Origin of the sequence: Streptomyces akebiae (genome assembly GCF_019599145.1) — a bacterium.
In the GTDB taxonomy this organism is placed as follows: Bacteria; Actinomycetota; Actinomycetes; order Streptomycetales; family Streptomycetaceae; genus Streptomyces; species Streptomyces akebiae.
Map to the genome: position 1 here is coordinate 10,056,008 of NZ_CP080647.1, position 18,374 is coordinate 10,074,381.

General features: G+C 71.4%; 13 protein-coding genes. 8 read left to right on the top strand and 5 right to left on the bottom strand.

Features of this window, described 5'->3' with window-relative positions; genetic code table 11:
• The first annotated feature begins 3 nt into the window (after window positions 1–3).
• The 5 genes from K1J60_RS43580 (at window position 4) to K1J60_RS43600 (ending at window position 9,522) form a co-directional block, all read left to right on the top strand.
• Complete coding sequence (locus tag K1J60_RS43580) at window positions 4–951, top strand: carbohydrate ABC transporter permease (protein ID WP_220651054.1); 948 nt, start codon at window positions 4–6, stop codon at window positions 949–951.
• Window positions 948–1,769: a carbohydrate ABC transporter permease gene (locus K1J60_RS43585; RefSeq protein ID WP_220651055.1), complete on the top strand. Its 822-nt coding sequence runs from the start codon at window positions 948–950 to the stop codon at window positions 1,767–1,769. The genes K1J60_RS43580 and K1J60_RS43585 overlap by 4 nt, the downstream gene beginning before the upstream one ends.
• A gap of 55 nt (window positions 1,770–1,824) precedes the next feature.
• The gene (locus K1J60_RS43590) at window positions 1,825–3,096 is read left to right on the top strand and encodes an ABC transporter substrate-binding protein (protein WP_220651056.1); all 1,272 of its coding nucleotides are present in this window, start codon (window positions 1,825–1,827) and stop codon (window positions 3,094–3,096) included.
• Between the two features lie 97 nt (window positions 3,097–3,193).
• Window positions 3,194–6,376 (top strand): family 78 glycoside hydrolase catalytic domain, encoded by a 3,183-nt coding sequence (locus tag K1J60_RS43595; RefSeq protein WP_220651057.1) that lies wholly within the window; start codon window positions 3,194–3,196, stop codon window positions 6,374–6,376.
• A gap of 98 nt (window positions 6,377–6,474) precedes the next feature.
• Window positions 6,475–9,522, top strand: coding sequence for an alpha-L-rhamnosidase (locus K1J60_RS43600; RefSeq protein WP_259408190.1), 3,048 nt, complete (start codon window positions 6,475–6,477; stop codon window positions 9,520–9,522).
• A gap of 194 nt (window positions 9,523–9,716) precedes the next feature.
• Here the strand turns inward: K1J60_RS43600 and K1J60_RS43605 are convergent, their stop codons facing one another.
• Complete coding sequence (locus K1J60_RS43605; RefSeq protein WP_220651058.1) at window positions 9,717–10,571, bottom strand: hypothetical protein; 855 nt, start codon at window positions 10,569–10,571, stop codon at window positions 9,717–9,719.
• Between the two features lie 134 nt (window positions 10,572–10,705).
• Between K1J60_RS43605 and K1J60_RS43610 the strand changes: the two genes are divergently transcribed.
• Window positions 10,706–11,377 carry a hypothetical protein gene (locus tag K1J60_RS43610; protein WP_220651059.1) on the top strand — a complete coding sequence of 224 codons (672 nt, stop codon included), beginning with the start codon at window positions 10,706–10,708 and terminating at the stop codon, window positions 11,375–11,377.
• Between the two features lie 91 nt (window positions 11,378–11,468).
• Window positions 11,469–11,996, top strand: a complete 528-nt coding sequence (locus K1J60_RS43615; protein WP_220651060.1) for a GNAT family N-acetyltransferase — start codon at window positions 11,469–11,471, stop codon at window positions 11,994–11,996.
• Between the two features lie 17 nt (window positions 11,997–12,013).
• Here the strand turns inward: K1J60_RS43615 and K1J60_RS43620 are convergent, their stop codons facing one another.
• Together K1J60_RS43620 and K1J60_RS43625 are read right to left on the bottom strand one after the other, a co-directional pair.
• The gene (locus tag K1J60_RS43620) at window positions 12,014–12,865 is read right to left on the bottom strand and encodes a class I SAM-dependent methyltransferase (protein ID WP_220651061.1); all 852 of its coding nucleotides are present in this window, start codon (window positions 12,863–12,865) and stop codon (window positions 12,014–12,016) included.
• Between the two features lie 263 nt (window positions 12,866–13,128).
• Window positions 13,129–14,259, bottom strand: a complete 1,131-nt coding sequence (locus tag K1J60_RS43625) for a hypothetical protein (RefSeq protein ID WP_220651062.1) — start codon at window positions 14,257–14,259, stop codon at window positions 13,129–13,131.
• Between the two features lie 268 nt (window positions 14,260–14,527).
• On the opposite strand from K1J60_RS43625, the gene K1J60_RS43630 reads away from it, so the two are divergent.
• Entirely contained in the window at window positions 14,528–16,069 is a 1,542-nt protein-coding gene (locus tag K1J60_RS43630; protein ID WP_220651063.1) for an AMP-binding protein, read from the top strand.
• A gap of 449 nt (window positions 16,070–16,518) precedes the next feature.
• Here K1J60_RS43630 and K1J60_RS43635 read toward each other — a convergent pair whose 3' ends face one another.
• Together K1J60_RS43635 and K1J60_RS43640 are read right to left on the bottom strand one after the other, a co-directional pair.
• The gene (locus tag K1J60_RS43635; protein ID WP_220651064.1) at window positions 16,519–16,980 is read right to left on the bottom strand and encodes a pyridoxamine 5'-phosphate oxidase family protein; all 462 of its coding nucleotides are present in this window, start codon (window positions 16,978–16,980) and stop codon (window positions 16,519–16,521) included.
• Window positions 16,981–17,122: 142 nt separating this feature from the next.
• Window positions 17,123–18,346, bottom strand: coding sequence for an MFS transporter (locus K1J60_RS43640; protein ID WP_220651065.1), 1,224 nt, complete (start codon window positions 18,344–18,346; stop codon window positions 17,123–17,125).
• Window positions 18,347–18,374 lie beyond the last annotated feature (28 nt).

Here is an 18,374-nt window from a genome sequence, read left to right on the forward strand (position 1 = left end):
TCGGTGGCTCTGGCCCCGCACGAGCGGCTCGTCGACAAGGACAGGCCTCCGGTCGTGGCACCGGATCCGCGGCCCCGGTCCGCACGCACGACCCCGCCGTGGTGGTTCGCCCTGCCGGCGATGCTGCTGTTCGCCTTCGTCGTCCTGGTGCCGAGCGTCCGCGGCGTGTACTACGCCTTCACCGACTGGGACGGGCTCGACCCCGACTTCTCCTTCGTCGGCCTGGACAACTTCGCCGACATGCTCGGCGACCCCGATGCCAAGCAGGCCATCTGGCACACACTGCTGATCGCGGTGGCGATCACGGTCATCCAGAACGCGGTGGGGCTGCTGCTGGCCCTGGGGGTCAACTCCGCCATCAGGTCCCGCAACGTCCTGCGGGTGTTCCTGTTCGCGCCCGCCGTGATCACCCCGATCGTGACGGCCTACCTCTGGCGGAACCTGCTCGGCCCGGACGGAGCCGTCAACAGCCTGCTCGGCGCGGTGGGGCTGGGCGGAGCGCGGCAGGACTGGCTCGGCGACCCGGAGCTGGCCCTGTGGTCGGTGGTCGGCGTGACCGTGTGGCAGTACGCGGGCTACTCCATGGTCATCTTCCTGGCCGGCCTCCAGTCGGTGCCCAAGGAGATCCACGAGGCGGCGTCCATGGACGGGGCGGGCCCGGTGCGCCGCTTCTGGTCGGTGACCAGGCCCCTGCTCGCCCCGGCCCTCACCATCAACCTGATGCTGTCGATCATCGGCGGGATCAAACTCTTCGACCAGGTCTACGCGTTGACGGGCGGCGGGCCCGGACACGCGACCGACACCATCTCGACGCTCATCTACAAGGACGCCTTCACCCTGGGCGAGTTCGGCTACAGCATCGCGCTCGCCGTCGTCCTCACGATCATCGTGGCGGTCGTCTCGGCCGGTCAGTACGCCGCCCTGTCCCGCAACGAGAGGGCCGCGTCATGAACCGCTACGGCCGCCGCACGCTGGCGCTGGAACTGGCGATGATCGCCGCCGCCCTGTTCGTCGGCTTCCCGGTGTACGTCCTGGTCAACCTCGCCGTGCGCCCCACGTCGGACACCTCCTCGCCGATCGGTCCGACCACCTCACCCACCCTCGACAACTTCACCCAGGCCTGGCAACAGGGAGCGCTGGGCGGGGCGTTGGCCAACAGCCTGCTGGTGACGGTGTGCAGCGTCGTGGTCGTGCTGGCCGTGTCGTCGCTCGCCGCGTACCCGCTGGCCCGGATCACCGCCCGCTGGTCCCGGGGGACGTATCTGACGATCCTGCTCGGCCTCGCCCTCCCCTTCCAGCTCGCCTCCCTGCCGCTGTACCAGACCATGCGCGACCTGGGTCTGCTCGGCACCCCCTGGGCACTGGTCCTCTTCTACTCCGGCCTCCAGGTGCCGTTCACCGTCTTCCTCTACGTCGGCTTCCTGCGCGCCCTGCCCGGCGACTTCGAGGACGCGGCCCTGATCGACGGCTGCACACCCCTGCAGAGCTTCCGGTACGTGGTCCTGCCGATGCTCAAACCCATCACCGTCACGGCCCTCGTGCTCAACACGGTCGCCGTGTGGAACGACTTCTTCACCCCGTTGCTGTACCTCAGCGGCAGCGCCCAGCAGACGCTGCCGGTCGCGATCGCGGGCTTCGTCGGCCAGTACGTCACCGACTGGAACCTCATCTTCGCCGCGCTGGTGATCAGCATCCTGCCCGTCCTGCTCGTCTACTTCCTGCTGCAGCGCAGCATCATCAACGGCTTCGCGGGAGGGCTGAAGGGATGACCCCGACGCCCGACCGTCCCTCAAGTCCGGTGGCACCTTCCCCGAGGGGGATCACATGAAGACACGCACACTCCCGGTCATGATCGCCGCGGTCACGTCCACGGCGGTGCTCGCCGCCTGCAGCGGCGGCACCGAGGCGAGCTCCGACAGCGGCTCGGGCGGCTCCAGGACGCTGACCGTCGCCTCGGTCGACCAGGGCTCGATCGAGGATGTCGTCAAGGCGTTCGAGAAGGCCAATCCGGGCGTCAAGGTCCGGTACACCACCAGCGGCGCCGACCAGTACCAGCAGCAGATCCGCACCCAGCTGTCCTCGGGCACCGCACCCGACGTGATGTCGGTGTGGCCCGGCAACGGCAACCCGGCCGCCACGTACGTGCTCGCCGAGCCCGGCTATCTGCGCGACCTGTCGGACCGGCCGTGGGCCGCGAAGCTGCCGGACGCGATGAAGTCCGTCGCCCAGTACGAGGGCAAGACGTACACCGCGGTCTTCGGACAGAACGGCATCGGAGCGGTCTACAACGAGCAGGCCCTGAAGAAGGCCGGGCTCACCGCGCCCGACACCTGGAAGGACCTGCTGGCCTTCTGCAGGGCCGCGAAGGCCAAGGGCACCCCGGCCTTCGCGCTCGGCAACCAGGACAACTGGGTGACCCAGCTCGTCCAGTACGCCCTGGTCGCCACGACCGTCTACGGCGAGGACCGGGACTTCGACAAGAAGATGCAGGCCGGCGAGGGCACCTTCGCGAAGTCGCCGTGGACCGCCGCCCTCGACAAGTACCTGACGATGGAGAAGACCGGCTGCTTCCAGAAGAACCCGCTGGGGACCAACTACGAGGCCAGCCAGCAGCTCGCCGCCACCGGCAAGACCCTCGGCATCGTGCAGGGCAACTGGGTGATCGCCCTCCTCAAGCAGAAGAACCCGAAGGGCACGTTCACGCTCAAGGCGCTCCCGGCCACCGACGACCCGTCCAAGACCCTGATACCCGCCGCCGCGGGTGCCGGGTACGCCGTCAACGCGAAGGCGAAGAACGAGGAACTGGCCCTGCAGTTCGTGGACTTCGTGATGTCGGCCAAGGGCATGAACACCTTCGTCGGGAAGCAGGGCGGACTGCCGTCCCTGCCCGACACCGGCTTCGCGGCGGACCCCTCGCTCGCCGAACTCTCGGAGTTCATCACGTCCGACCGCACGGTCCCCTTCATGGACCAGCTCTGGCCCAACCCCAAGGTCCAGCAGACCATGCTCAGCGGCCTCCAGGGGATCTTCAGCGGACAGTCCACGCCCGAGAAGCTCCTCGACGAGATGGACGCCGACTACAAGTCCGGCAGTTGACCGACGAGCCGTCGGCCGTCGCCCGCGGCCGACGGCTCTCTCCGCCGACTGAAGGAAACGTTCAAACCGGCATCGAACAATGGATCGGAGGTTCGGTATGCCCGACGTCCCGAGTGAGGCGTTGAGCCGTAGACAGGTGGTCGGCACGATGGCGGTCTCCGCGGCGGGGCTGGCCTCGCCCGTCGTTCCCGCGCTGCCCTTGGCGACGGCCCGCGCCGACGCGGAGGACGACCGCTGTGGAGCGAGAGTCACCGGGCTCGCGGTCGACGGCCGAGAGGACAGCCCGCTCGGTGTCGACGACCCCGCCCCACGGCTGAGCTGGCGGGTGACCGGAGCCCACGCCGGCTGGACCCAGGCCGCGTACCGCGTTCGCGCGGCGCGCTCCGAGAAGGATCTGGACCGGGGGCGCCTGATCTGGGACAGCGGCAAGGTCCGCTCCTCCGACCAGACCGACATCGCCTGGCACGGACCCGCGCCCGCCTCCCGCGAGCGGGTGGTGTGGCAGGTGCGGGTCTGGAGCACCGACGGCCACGCGACACGGTGGAGCCGCCCCGGCGCCTGGGAGACGGGCCTCCTCAAGCGCTCCGACTGGGGCGAGGCCCGGTGGATCGAGTACCCGGGCCGCACCCCCGACCAGCCCCTGCCCCTCTTCGCGCGCGCCTTCCGGGTGAGCCCGAGAGGAGGAAGAGTCGTCCGGGCGAGGCTGTACCTGTCCGGCATCGGACTGCACGTGGCCCGCCTCAACGACGAACCCGTCACCGACGAGGTGCTCGCCCCCGGCAACTCCAACTACCAGCTCTCCACCGAATACCGGGCCTACGACGTCACCCGCCTCATCCGCTCCGGGGACAACACCCTCGGCGTCGAACTGGGCCACGGCACCGCCCTCGTGACCCGGTCCGTCACCAACCCCACCACCGGCCGCACCGCCCCCTACAGCTGGTGGCAGAGCCAGTCCAAGGGCGCCGGCACCCTCGTCGCGCCCGCCGCGCGAGGCACCGACACGGTCAGGGTCAGCAGTGTCGCCGACTTCCACGTCGGCGGAACCATCAGCATCGACACCGGCGACGGCGGCGAGCGTCTGGAGGCCCGGACGATCACCGCGATCGGCACGGCGGGCGCCGACGGCACCGGCATCACCTTCGAGCCCGGTCTCTCCGCCGCGCACGACAGCGGTGCCACCGTCGTCGGCTCCGGCAACTCCCTGGCCGGCAGCGACCCGAGCGCGGGCGCCGCCGTCCCACCACGGCTGATCGCCCGCCTGGAACTCACGAAGGCCGACGGCACGGTCGAGACCGTCGTCAGCGACCGCTCGTGGCGGGCGGCGCTCGGCCCGACCGTCACCGCCAACTGGTACTCCGGCTCCGACTACGACGCCCGCCGCGAACAGCCCGGCTGGTCCGCGCCCGGCGCGGACCTCGGCGAGTCGGCAGGACGGCGCGACGGCACGGCCATGGGGTGGACCGACGCGGGCATCGCACCGCCGCCCAACCTGACCACCGAACTGGTGTGGCGGGTGGCCGAACCCCTCAGGATCGTCGACAGGATCCGTCCGGTCGCTGTCACCCAGGCGCGTTCCGGCGTCTGGGTCTTCGACTTCGGACAGAACTTCGCCGGCTGGCCGCTGCTCGACCTCGACGGCCCGCTACCGGCCGGGACCACGGTCAGGATGTACCCCGCCGAGTCGCTGAGGGCCGACGGCACCGTCGACCAGACGTCGCTCATGGGCGGCGGTCCCGGCCGCGGCACCGACCTGTTCGCCGCCTACACCACGTACGGCGACGAGCGTGGCGAGCGCTGGCATCCGCAGTTCCACTACTTCGGCATGCAATGGCTCCAGGTGACCGGTCTGCCGGAGGACCACGTCCCGACCCCGGACACGGTGACGGGGGTTCAGATCCACGCGGACGTCCCGGACGCCGGCTCCCTGCGCACCTCCGACGACCGGATCAACCGCGTCCACCGGATGTCCCGTTACTCGATCATGAGCAACGTCATGTCCACCTTCACGGACTGCCCCGGCCGGGAGAAGCTCGCCTACCCCGCCGACTACGTCCAGCCCTTCGGAGCCGTGCACCGCACCTTCGGATACGCGGCCTACCTGCGCACCATGCAACGCCACCTCGTAGAGGGCCAGTCCCGGGCCGGTGACAACATCGGCAACGTGGCGCTGAAGGCCCCCGTGTACGACTGGGGGTACACGGGCCGTTTCGGCGACGAGATCAACTGGGGCAACGGTATCGTCCTGGTGCCCTGGCTGGCTTACGAGACCTACGGCGACACACAGACGATGCGCCGCCACTACCCGCGGATGCGGGAGTTCCTCAACTACATCCGGACCAGGAAGGCGGGCACCGGCGCCGACGCCCACCTCGTGGACGCGGCCCTGGCCGACTGGATCGCCGCCGAGAACACCTCGGGCCGTATCACCGGAACCTGGGGCTACCACCAGGTCGCCGACCGCATGGCCCGGACGGCGGCCCTGATCGGGCGCGACGCCGACGCGGCCGAGTACCGCAACCTCGCCGACAACATCAAGGACGCGTTCAACGACGCCTTCTACAACACGGCCCTCGGCCGGTACACCGCCGAGGGCGACCGGGGCACCGCCGGAGCCACACAGGCCGCGCAGGCGCTCGCGCTCGACGAGGGCCTCGTACCCGACGGCGAGCGCGGCAGGGTCCTTCAGGCGCTGGTCGAACTGGTCCACGCGTACCGTCCGTTCGGCGGCGGACCGCACTTCAGCGGTGGCACCATCGGGCTCGCTGCGATCGTCAGGGCCCTGCACGAGGGCGGTCACGACGACCTCCTGTGGGACGTCCTCCAGGAGGACACCCGCCCGAGCTACGGCCACTTCATGGCGCCCACCACCGCCAACCCCGGGGGCCTGACGACCGTTCCGGAGGAGTGGGGCATCGGCAACTCCAAGAACCACATGATCCTCCTGCAGATCGAGGAGTGGTTCCACAGCGGTGTCGTCGGCATCCGCCAGGCGCGCGGCGGCGCCGGATACCGCGAACTCGTCATCGACCCCCGCCCGGTCGGCGACCTCACCCATGCCGAGGGCAGCTATCGCACCCCGTACGGCGTGGTGTCCGCCCGCTGGACCCGCGAGAACGGGCGCTTCCGGCTCGACGTGGAACTCCCGCCGAACACCACGGCGGAGATCCGGCTGCCCGCCCCGGGCCACCCCACCCGGGTCGTAGGTTCAGGCCGGCACACGTTCACCACCCCGCACTGTGACCGGAAGCCGAGAGACCGAGAGGACCCTGAGGCGTGAGCCATGAGGGGAGCAACGCGGAAGACGGCGGACCGGCGTTACGTCGCCGCACCCCGCTCGCGGCGACAGCCGGTGCCATGTCGACAGGAGCCAGTGCCATGCCAGAGGAATCGAGCGCGGCGGTGGAAGCGTCCTCCGCCCGCCCGCCCGAGGGCCCCGTACGGGGCCTGACAGTGGAACACCGCACCGAACCCCTCGGTGTGGACGCCGACCACCCACGCTTCGGGTGGCACACGCGGTCCGCCACCCGGGGCTGGCGGCAGGGGTCCTACCAGATCCTCGTCGCCCGTTCCACGGCCCGGCTGACCGCCGGCCGCGCCGACGTCTGGGACAGCGGACGGGTCCGCTCCGACGACTCCGTCGCAGTCCCCTACGGGGGCGAGCCGCTGCGGCCCTCGACCCGCTACCACTGGTCCGTCGCCGTCTGGGACGCCGAGGGCCGCCGGGCGGGCACCGCGACCTCCGCGTTCGAGACCGGCCTGATGAGCGGCGACGGTGTGGCCGGATGGGACGGCGCGCAGTGGATCGGGATGAAGGGGAAAGCCCCCGGCTCGGCCGGCGCGCCCATGCTGCGCAAGGAGGAAGCCCTCAAGGCCGACGGCCCTCGGCGGGTGCGCGCGGCGCGGCTGTACCTCTCGGCCCTCGGCGTGTACGAGGCCCACGTCAACGGAGAGCCGGTGACCGTCGACCAGGACGGCGCCCCCACCCTCGAACTCCTGCCACCGGGCTGGACGAACTACGACACACGCGTCGACTACCTGACCTACGACATCACCCACCTCCTGCACCACGCCTCCGAGGTCACGCTCGCGGTCGTCCTGGGCAACGGCTGGTACAACGGCCGGGTCTCCGAAGGCAGCACCTACCACTCCAAGGACGGCAACGCCCTCGCGGTCAAGGCGAAGCTGCTGATCGAGTACACCGACGGGACGACGCAGACCGTCGTCACCCGCACGGACGACGGCTGGAGGGCCACCGACACCGGCCCCCACCGGGCCGACGACCTCTACGACGGCCAGACCTACGACGCCCGCCGGGAACTGACGGGCTGGGCCGCGCCCGGATTCGACGACACCACGTGGTCGGACGTCGAACGCGTCGCCTTCGAGGACAGGTACCCCGACGTGCGGCTGCTCGCCTACCCCGCGGAGAGCGCGCGCTTCGTCGACCGCTGGGACCGGCGGCCGATGTCCGTCACCGTCGCCACCGGAGTGACCGGACAGGACGACAGCCCGGGCGGCCGAGGGCGCGTGGTCGTGGACCCCGCCCGTACGGTGACCGACCCCGCGCAGGCGGCCACGGCCCAGGTCACCCTCTCCGCCGGCGAGACCGCCGTCTTCGACCTGGGCCAGAACATGGTCGGCGTGGCCCGCTACGGGGTGCGCGGACCGACCGGTGCCCGGGTCGACTTCAGGTTCGGTGAGATGCTCAACAACGACGGCGTCGGCGCGGACGGCCCCGAGGGCTCGCTCTACCGGGCCAACCTCCGCAGTGCCGAGGCCACCAGCACCTACATCCTCAAGGGCGACCCCAAGGGCGAGACCCATCAGGACACGCTGACCTTCTACGGCTTCCGCTACGTGTCCGTCACGGCGTCGGAGACCGTCACGATCACCCGGCTGACGGGCAAGGTCGCCACCTCCGCCCTCCGCGAGACCGGGACCGTCACGACGAACGATCCCGACGTCGACCAGCTCGCGAGCAACATCCGGTGGGGGCAACGCGGCAACTACCTCTGGGTGCCCACCGACTGCCCGCAGCGCGACGAACGCCTCGGCTGGACCGGTGACACCCAGGTCTTCGCCACCACCGGCCTCTACAACGCCGACGCCGGTGCCTTCCTCAGCCACTTCCAGGACACCGTCGTCGACTCGCAGCGCATCTACGGGGCGGACAAGGCGCAGTACACCGGTGTCGCCCCCGGCGGACGTTACAACTTCCCCGGCGGCGGCAGCGGTTGGGCGGCCTGCGGTGTCGTCCTGCCCTGGACCGTGTGGCAGATGACCGGAGACCCGACCGTCGTGGAGCGCAACTGGCCTTCGATGACGCGCTACCTGGACTGGATCCGGCAGCAGACCGGCGACACCTACGCCGGACAGGGGTCCCTCACCGGGGACTGGCTGGCCCCGCAGAAGACCAGCGCCCAGCTGATGAGCGACGTGTACTACGGCTACTCCGCCCGGTTGATGGCGAGCATGGCCCGTGCGATCGGCAGGGCGGCCGAGGCCGAGGAGTACGAACGGCTCTTCGGGAACATCAAGCGGGCGTTCATCGCCAAGTACCTGAGCACCGACGGCGGTCGCGTCACCGTGCGGTCCAGCCTGGGCGAGGCCTCCCCGATCGAACCCGGCTCCGACCCGAACCAGAAGACCGAGGACAACAGCCAGAGTGCGTTGCTGTGGGTCCTCAAGCTCGGCTTCTACGAGACGGAGGCCCAACGCCGCGCACTCGTCAACCAGCTGGCGGACAACATCCGCAACGACGCCGCCCACAAGGAGGCCAACCCCGACAGCATCCGGGTCCGGCACGCCGAGAACACCCTGTCCGTCGGCTTCCTCGGCGTCAACGTCCTCGCCCCCGTCCTCACCGACGAGGGCCGCGCGGACCTGGCGTACGAGCTGCTGCACCAGGACGCGCTGCCGTCCTGGCTGTTCTCGGTGAGGAACGGCGCCACCACGGTCTGGGAGCGCTGGAACTCCTACTCCGCGGAGGCAGGCTTCGGCCCGGTCGGCATGAACTCCTTCAACCACTACGCCTACGGCGCGATCATGGAGTGGATGTACGGCTACATGGCCGGCATCGCCCCCGATCCGGACGGCCCCGGCTTCAAGCGCTTCCTCCTGCGGCCCCATCCCGACCCCACCGGGCGCATCACCCGGGTCTCGGCGACGTACGAGTCGCCGTACGGCGAGATCCGCAGCGCCTGGGAGGTCGAGGACGAGGGGCGCACCCTGGCGTACGAGGCGGTCGTGCCCGCGAACAGTGAGGCGACCCTGTGTCTCCCGGCCGCCTCGGCGGACGCCGTCCGCGAGGGGCGCACCCCGCTGGCCCGGGTGGACGGTGTGCGGTTCCTCGGCCACACGGACTCAGTCTCCTCGTACCGGCTGCCGCCGGGCCGGTACCGGCTCACCACAGACCTGCGCTGAGGGGCGGAGGTGAGGAGGCCCGGCACCACGCTGAACGGTGCCGGGCCTCCGCTCAGCGCGCTTCGCCATCCGGGCGTGGCGGAGGAACGGTCGATGCGGACCACCGTGCGTCGCCCCTTCGACGAGGCGGCACGCGAGGGCATCCGGCTCCTCGTCCACACCATCGAGTCGCTCGGGGCTCGACTGCCCCGGCCTCAGGCGGTCGCCTGCGCGGGCTCGGAGGAGGGCTGCGGCGGGGCGGTCGGCTCCGGTGCGTCGGGGCCGGTGTAGTACACGGAGGAGCCCTGCTTGACACGCTGGGCGTTGCTCTTGGCGACGAGTCCTTCGAGGGTGGTGCGCACGACGTTGGTCTGGATCCGGCGGTCCGGGTGGGCCTGGGTGAGCGCGGCGGCGACCTCGGCCGCGGAGCGGGGTTCGCTCTGTTCGGTGAGGTGGCGGCGGATGAGTTCGACGAGGGTGGGCTGAGCCTTCTCGGCGGACGCGGACTTGGTGGCCGCCGCCTTGGTGCCGGCCGTCTTGGCGGTCGTGGCCTTGCCGTCTCCGGCCTTGGCGGTCCCAGTCTTGGCGGTCCCGGTCTTGGTGGCGGTCGTGGCCTTGGTGGCGGTCGTGGCCTTCGTGCCGGTGGACTTCGCACTCGCGGTCTGCGCGCTCGCCGCCTTCGTGGCGGCGGTCTTCGTCGCAGCGGCCTTCGTGGCGGCGGTCTTCGTGGCGGTCGGCTTCTTCGTCCGCTTGCCGTCCTGCGGGGGCTCGGCCTTCTTCGCCCGGGTGCGCTTGCCGGCTTCCGGGGCGGGGGCGGCCTTCTGCCGGGGCACGGAGGGGGCCACGACCTCGTCGGCCACGGGCGCGGGCTCCGACGCCACGACGCCGAGAGCCTGCTGCATGTGCAGCAGCACTGCGTGGTCCTGCCGCAGACCCAGGAGTTGCTCCTGCAGCGCGTCGATCTCCCCGATGAGACGCTCCTGTTCCTTGGCGTTGCGCTCGAGGTCGGCGGCGACCTGGGCGATGTACTGCGTCTTGAGGTCGGTCGACTCTGATGGCGTCTCGGTCATGGCGGTTCCCTTCCCGACAACGAACATGATGTGTGCGGATGGTACTCACCCATCCGCGATACGGCGGCGGTGGGCGAATCCCGGTTGCCCCGATGCCTCGCCGCCCGCGATCCTGAGGGGATGAGGAATTCCGTATGCGGTTGAGGCTGCGCCAGTTCAGGCCCCGGACCGGGCCGTACGAGCATCGTGTCGTCCAGCCCCGGCAGACCCTTCGCCACACCTCGTTGCGCGCCCCCGACCCCATCGGATTCCTGTTCGGCGACCACGAAGGGCTGAACCGGCTGGCGGGCCTGTTCTCCTTCGCCGCCTACTCCCGCCACACGATCGTCCATGTGCCGTTGCGTGACGGCCTTCCACCGGACGAGGGTGTCGGCGAGCGGGTGGACCTGGTGCTGGCGCACCACACGCTCGGCCTGCGCCCCAGCAAGTGGCCCGACCTGAGGCGCAGGCTGGTCGACGGCACTCCGCTGACCGTCCGCACCGACGAGGCCCGCACCGTACGGGACGCCGCATCCTGGAGCGAACGCTGGGAACGGGCCGACTTCCGGGACGAGTTGCGGCACGCCACCCACGCCAGGACGTTCTTCCTCTTCGGCAGCCGGGACGTCTTCGCCGAGACCGCCACGTACTTCGCCCACGCGGCGGGCTGGGGCCCCCACCAGAAGGGCGTGGCCAAGGGCCACTCGGCGCTGATGGCGGCGCTCCCGACACTGGCCCAACCCCCCGGCGGCGGGCACCCCCTCGAAGTGCTGATCTGCTTCAAGCCGTATCCGCCCTACGCTCGCATCAAGCGACCGGGACACTGAACGGCGGGACCGCGTCGGCGGCTTGCCCGCTCCGGGCGCCGCGCCACGTAATCCCGTGGCGCGACGCGGCCCTGCCGCCCAGAATCGCCAGATGCCTGACGTGAAGCTGTCCGACGGGACCGTCACCGTGTCCCCGCTGCGACCGGACGACGCGGAGGCCCACCTCGCGGGCGAGGACGACGCACTGGTTCGCTGGCTCAGCGGCGGACCGAGCACACCCGAGGGCGTCGAAGCGTACCTGCGGCACTGCCGGGAACAGTGGGAGACGGCCGGCCCGCTGCGCGCTTTCGGTATCCGGGTGGGCGTCGACGAGGAACTCGTGGGGACGATCGACCTGCGGGTCTCGGTAGAGGGGCTGGCTCCCGGCCAGGTGAATGTCGCCTACGGCCTCTACCCGTCCGGGAGGGGGCGCGGCCTGGCCACCCGCGCCGTCCTTCTGGTCTGCGGATATGCCGCCACCATGGGCGGGAAGGAGGCGGTGATCCGGGTGGAGCCGGAGAACACCGCGTCGGCCGCCGTGGCACGACGGGCCGGATTCACCCCGGGCGGACGGACACGGGGCAGCGACGGCACGTGGCTCGACTGGTACCTACGGGACCTGCGCGGCGCCACCCGGTGACGGGCCGCGGCGCACGGCTACGCGGGCGCCGCGGCCGGGCCGCTCGCCGGTTTCCGTCCCCAGGCGGTGAGCATGCCGGCCGACAGCGCCGCACACTCGTCCGCATCCAGGTAGCGGATGGCCGCGTCGACGTCGGTGTCGTCCACCAGGCCGGTGGCGACCATGGCCGCCCGGCTCCGTTCCCATGTGTCCGCCCAGAAGCGGCTGATGGGGCTGCCCGGCAGCAGCGGCGGCACATGCACCTCGGCGGCGACGGACCCGAGCCCCGCGCCCCGCAGCAGCCGTGGGTACGCCGGCACCCAGGAGACGTCCGTGCCGATGGTGGCCCGCAGCCCCTCCCACATCGCCCGCATCGTCATGCTGTACGGAGTGTCGGGCGTCCGGCCGCTCGTCAGGTCGATCGCGTCGCTGAGCACCAACACACCACCCGGCTCGACGAGTTCGGCCAGCGCCGTGATCAGGCGGTCGCGCTCGGGGAGGTGCATCAGCACGAAGCGCGCGTGGACGAGTCGGAAGCGTCCGGGGGCGAAGGACGGGGCCGAGATGTCGGCCGCGAGGACGTCGAGCCCGGGTACCGGCGGAGCTTCGAGGAACCGTACGTCGCGGTCCACGGCGAGGACGCTCGTGACCCCGGCCTCCTCCAGCAGCCGACGGGAGACGGTGCCCGTGCCGGCGCCCACGTCGAGGCAGCGCCACCCCGGGCCGGCCCCCAGTTCCCGCAGCCGCGCCAGGGTGATGTCGTCGTAGGCGAGGGCACCGAAGTCGATCCGTGTGCCCTCGCCCGCCTGTTCCGGACGGAAGACGGCCTCGCCGTAGCGCCCGTCGTGGCGCCCACCGCCGGGCGCGCCGCCGCCCGGGGCGCCCTTCACCGTGAGGCACCGGGGGCGTCGTCCTCGACGGATGCCGGCGCCCGGTCGTCGGGACACCGGCACGGCGAGTCGTCGAACGCGGTCATGAGCGAACCTCTTCGCACGAGGGACAGGGTGCCGGGCGGCTCCCCACGAGGTGGCAGCCCCACTCGATCCTCCCCGGCCTCCACCCCGCCGGCCAGAGGCGCGCCGCGCCATCAGCCGTTCGAACCCGGTCGCGACGTCCGGGCGACCGCGCGGCGCGATCCGCAGCCCGCCGAGACTCAGTCCCCGAAGTCCGCCGAGACCCGGTCCAGATGTTCGCTGTAGGCCTCGGTCGGCGGATACGGGGCGGGGCGTGTCATGCCCGCCGACAAGAAGCCCCTGGTACCCGGAACGGACGTCACGTCATTGAGGTACGGCGCCGGAGCCGTGCCCGCCGGGCCCCGGGCGACGGTCCAGGTGTCGCCGTCCCGGCGCAGATACGTACTGCGGCTCTGGTCCGAGAAGTTCCAGCCCGAGATCCACGCGGCGCGTCCCCGTGCGTCGCCCGCTATCCCGGTGAGCGACCCGAGGGTGAAGCCGGCTTCCAGCCGGGTCCAGGCCGTGCCGTCCCAGTGGCTCAGCGCGGGGTTGCCGGGGCGGCCGATCGGCCCGCCCACACCGGCCTCGGTGCCCACCGCCCATACGTCGTCCGGACCGCTGGCATGCACGTCGGCGAGGCCGAGCCGCAGGCCCGCCACCGGGGGGAGTGCCGTCCACGCACCGTCCCAGCGGGCCACGAGGCCGGACCAACCGCCGCCGTTCGACCGGTCCCCGCAGACCCATACCTCGCCCGGCCGTCGCACGACGACCCGGTAGAGGTTCACGCTCTCGACCGGCAGCGGGTCCAGCCAGCGCCAGCGCCGCCCGTCGCCGTGCAGCAGACGGGCTGCGCCGTCCCGGACGCCGCAGACCCACACCTGCCGGTCGCGGCCGACCCCCACCGAGGTGAGCCGGACGTCCGGCTCACCCCTGCCGGGGAAGTCCGCCTCGCGCCAGGTGGTTCCGTCCCAGCGCAGCAGGGGGCTGGCGTCGCCGATGGGATGGCCCACGCCCCACGCCGCGGAGGAGCGGACACCGGCGACATCGACGATCCTCGTGTGTGTGAGGTGCGACAGATCCGTCTTCGTCCAGACGTCGCCGTTCCACACCATGGCCAGGGCCCGCTGCTGGGTCTGCACGCCCAGGTCCTCCTCGCCCACGGCCCAGGCCAGTCGCGGCCCGGCGGCGGCGATGCGCCGCAGTTGCGCGGCGGGAACGCTGCCGGGCGCGGGCACGGCCTGCCAGTCCCGCGTACGGGGCGTCGGCACGTAGGCCCGGGACGCGGACGGGCCGAGCGTCGCCCCCGCGAGGGCGCCGATGGTTCCTGCCACAAATCGCCTACGTCTCACTGCTGGACCCCTCCAGGCGGATCGGGCGGTTAGGAGGAACCACCGTGAACCAACGCACCGCAGAGTTCTAGCCACCCATGTGACAAATCGCGCGGGCCCCGCCCGCTGCCCGGCGACGGTGCCGCCCGGACCGGCCATACCCGATCGGGTGACCGACCAGGGGCGTGCGTGCCCGGTGGGGGAGGAACAACTGGTACGAGGCACGAGGCGTGGCGTACGCAGCGTGCGGACAGGGCGAGTGGGGAGACAGATGCGTGTTCCGATGACGGTGGCCGACTTCCTGGACCGGGCGGAGTCGGGGTTCGCCGACAGCCCCGGGGTGATCGACGAGCCGAGTCAGCCCGCGGCGCCGGTGGCGCCCTCGACGTACCGACGGCTGGGCGAGCGGGTGCGGGCCTGGCAGGCGGGACTGGACGCGCTCGGGGTGGGGGAGGGCGAGCGGGTGGCGGTGGTCAGCCACAACTCGGCCCGTCTGCTGGAGCTGCTGTTCGCGGTGCCGATGAGCGGGCGGATCTGTGTGCCGGTCAACTTCCGCCTGAAGGCGGAGGAGATCGAGTACGTGGTACGCCAGAGCGGCGCCTCGGTGCTGCTGGTCGACCCCGAGGTGCGGGACACGGTCGCCGACGTCAAGGTGGCGCACCGGTTCACGCTGGGGGAGCAGACGGACACCGAGCTGATGCGGTTCGGGGTGGAGCCGAGGCCCTGGTCCGACCCGGACGAGGACGCGACAGCGACGATCAACTACACCTCGGGAACGACCGCGCGCCCCAAGGGGGTTCAGCTCACACACCGCAACATCTGGGTGAACGGGCTGACCTTCGGGCTGCACACCCGGGCATGGGAGCGGGACGTGTACCTGCACACGTTGCCGATGTTCCACTGCAACGGGTGGGGGATGCCGTTCGTGATGGCCGGTCTCGGCGCCAAGCAGGTGGTACTGCGCAAGGTCGACGGCACCGAGATCCTGCGCCGGGTGGACGAACACGGGGTGACGTTGATGTGCGGTGCGCCGGCGGTGTGGAACGCGGTCCTCGACGCGGCGACCGGCTGGGCAGGACCCGTGCCGGGGCGCGACCGGGTGCGGATCGTGTGCGCGGGAGCGCCGCCGCCGAGCCGGATGATCCAGCGCGTCGAGGAGGAACTGGGCTGGGAGTTCACCCAGATCTACGGTCTGACGGAGACCTCACCCCTCCTGACGTTCAACCGCGCGCGGCCCGAGGACGATGCCCTGCGGGGCGAGGAACGGGCGCGGAAGCTGTCGCGGGCCGGCCTTCCGGCACTCGGGGTGAAGCTTCGAGTGGCGGACTCCGGTGAGGTGATGGCGCGCTCGAACGTGGTCCTCGACGGCTACTGGGAGAAGCCCGAGGAGACCGCCGCCGTGCTGGAGGACGGCTGGTTCCGTACGGGTGACGGCGGGACGCTCGACCCCGAGGACGGGCATCTGACGATCTCGGACCGGAAGAAGGACGTCATCATCACCGGCGGCGAGAACGTGTCGTCGATCGAGGTGGAGGACACGATCTTCAGCCACCCCGGGGTCGCCGAGGTCGCGGTCATCGGGGTGCCGGACCCCAGGTGGGGCGAGACGATCAAGGCGCTGGTCGTGCGGGCCGATGGATCGGCCGTGAGCGAGGCCGAGATCATCGCGTACTGCAAGGAGCGGCTCGCCGGGTACAAGGCGCCGACGACTGTGGAGTTCCGAGAGGCCATTCCGCGGACGGCGACCGGGAAGGTCCAGAAGTTCAAGCTGCGGGAGCCGTACTGGGCCGGGCAGGCCCGGCGGGTCAACTGACCGGGCGCGGCTGCCGGCGCGGCGCTGCCGTGGGGCGGGGCGGAGCGGACGAAGGCTCGCGTCCGCCCCGCCCCACGGGTGCGTCAGAGGGACGCCCCGGCGCACTGGACGAGTTGCATGGGCGTGTCGGTCGGGCCTGGCGCGATCACGCCGCACATGGCCGTCGCGCGCCGACCTGGTCACCGGCGACGGCCACTGCCTCACCAGCAACTACCGCGGCGGCCTCAACCGCGAGCCGTCCTACCCCTCGATCGCCCAGACGCCGGACGGGGCCGTCCACATCGCCTACACCCACCACCGGAAGGTCATCAGCCACATCCGGCTGTTGCCGTGGTAGCGGACGTCCAAGGGGACATGTCCGTGGGCGAGGCCCCTTCTTCACCTCGCGGCACGATCGTCATGCGACGCGGCACTGCGTTCCGCACGGGTCCGCAGGTGCCTGACGGCCGCTACGCCAGCCACGTCCCGTCGCGCATGATGACCCGGCCGCGTAGTTCGGGCTCGCCACGCCACGCGCGCGCCGTGCTCGGGACGACGCGTACGTACACGAAGGAACCCTCTTCCCCGCGTGGATCCCACCCGAACTTGTCGGCGAACGCCTCCGCCGCGCCTTCGGGCACCTCCTGGTCGGGGAAGCACTCCGCCTCACCCTGGAGGAGCACCACGTCGGCAGTGTCCGGCAACGACAGGCGCACGCGCGGCTCCTCGCGGACGTTCCGTACGGTCACGGAACCGGCGCCGGTGCACATCCACACCGCTCGCCCGTCCCACAGGAACCACAGGGGCACCTGGTGGGGCCCGTGATCGGGGTGAGCCGTCGCCACCCATACGTCACGCTCGCTCACGAGACGCCCCAGAGCGTCGCGCATACGTTCCGCCGTCCTGCGTCGAACGATTGCCGTGGTCTCCATACGGCCGACCCTAGTCAGCAGGCGTGAAGCGCACCTGAGGCGCAGGACCTACTCCCAGCGACCGATGAACCCTCGGCTTCTGGCTACGTCAGCGCACCTTGCCCGACTAGGTCTACGCCTGCGACGACGTCTACGCCTGCGATTATGACTGCGCCTGCGGCTGCGCCACCCGGTCCGACTCCGGAGCCGTAACCGGACGTCGGAGCAGATACACGCCCGCGGCCGACACCAGCGCGGCCATGCACGCGATGAACACGAGCCCGGCGCCTTCCAGGCCCATCGGCTCCGCCAGGAGCCCCACACCGATGACCGGTACCGAGATGCCCGTGTAGGCCACCACGAACAGTGTCGAGATCACGGCCGCCCGCCGGTCCGCCGCTGTCGCGGCCGCCACGGCGGACAGCGCTCCGCGGAACGCCAGTCCCTGCGCGGCCCCGCCCACGACGGCGCTCAGCACCACCAGCGCCAGCAGTTCCCAGTGCAGCGCGCCCGCCAGCAGCGCCAGCCCGGTCAGGAGCCCGGCGCAGCCCAGCGGCAGCGACCGACGCACACCGACCCGTCCGACGGCCAACTGCCCGCCCGTGGAGGCGAAGAAGGCCAGCGCGACGATCAGCCCGCTCACCGCGTGGTTGTGCACGTCCAGGGACTGGGCGAGGAAGGCCGGGCTGACCGAGGTGAAGACCCCGAACAGGGCGAACCCCACGAAGGAGGCGGCCGCCGCGGGCCCGAAGACCACCCGCACCGACGGCGGCAGACTGGGCCGCCGTGGTCGTACGGTGGTCAGCGGCCGTCGCTCCCGCACGGTTTCCGGGAGCCCCAACAGCACGGCCGCCGAGCAGGCCACCAGGGCGAGGTGGAAGGCGAAGGGCAGATACAGCGGCCACCGGGCGTACTGCGCGAGCACTCCGGCGAGCAGGGGGCCGCAGCCGAGCCCGCCCATGTTCGCGGCGGTCGCCACGAACGTGGCCCGCGAGGCACCGCCGCGCGGTGCCAGCTCCATCACGTACGCCGTGGCGGCCCCGGTGAACAGGCCGGCCGACAGCCCCGACAACAGTCGCCCCGCGTACAGCCAGCCCAGCGCGGTGGCGCACAGGAAACAGACGGCGCTCGCCGCCGCGAAACCCAGGCCCCACAACAGCACCGGGCGCCTGCCCACGGCGTCCGAGGCGTTCCCCGCCAGGAGCAGCACACCGATGACCCCGAAGGCGTAGACGGCGTAGACCACGGTGACCGTGAGCTCCGAGAAACCGAACTTGTCCTGGTAGAGGCCGTACAGCGGGGTCGGCAGCGTCGTGCCGGCCATGCACACGGCGAACACCGCCCCACCGAGGGCGCACCGGCGCCAGCGCCCAAGATCACCGTCCATACCGCCGAAGGTAACCCCGGCCACGGCG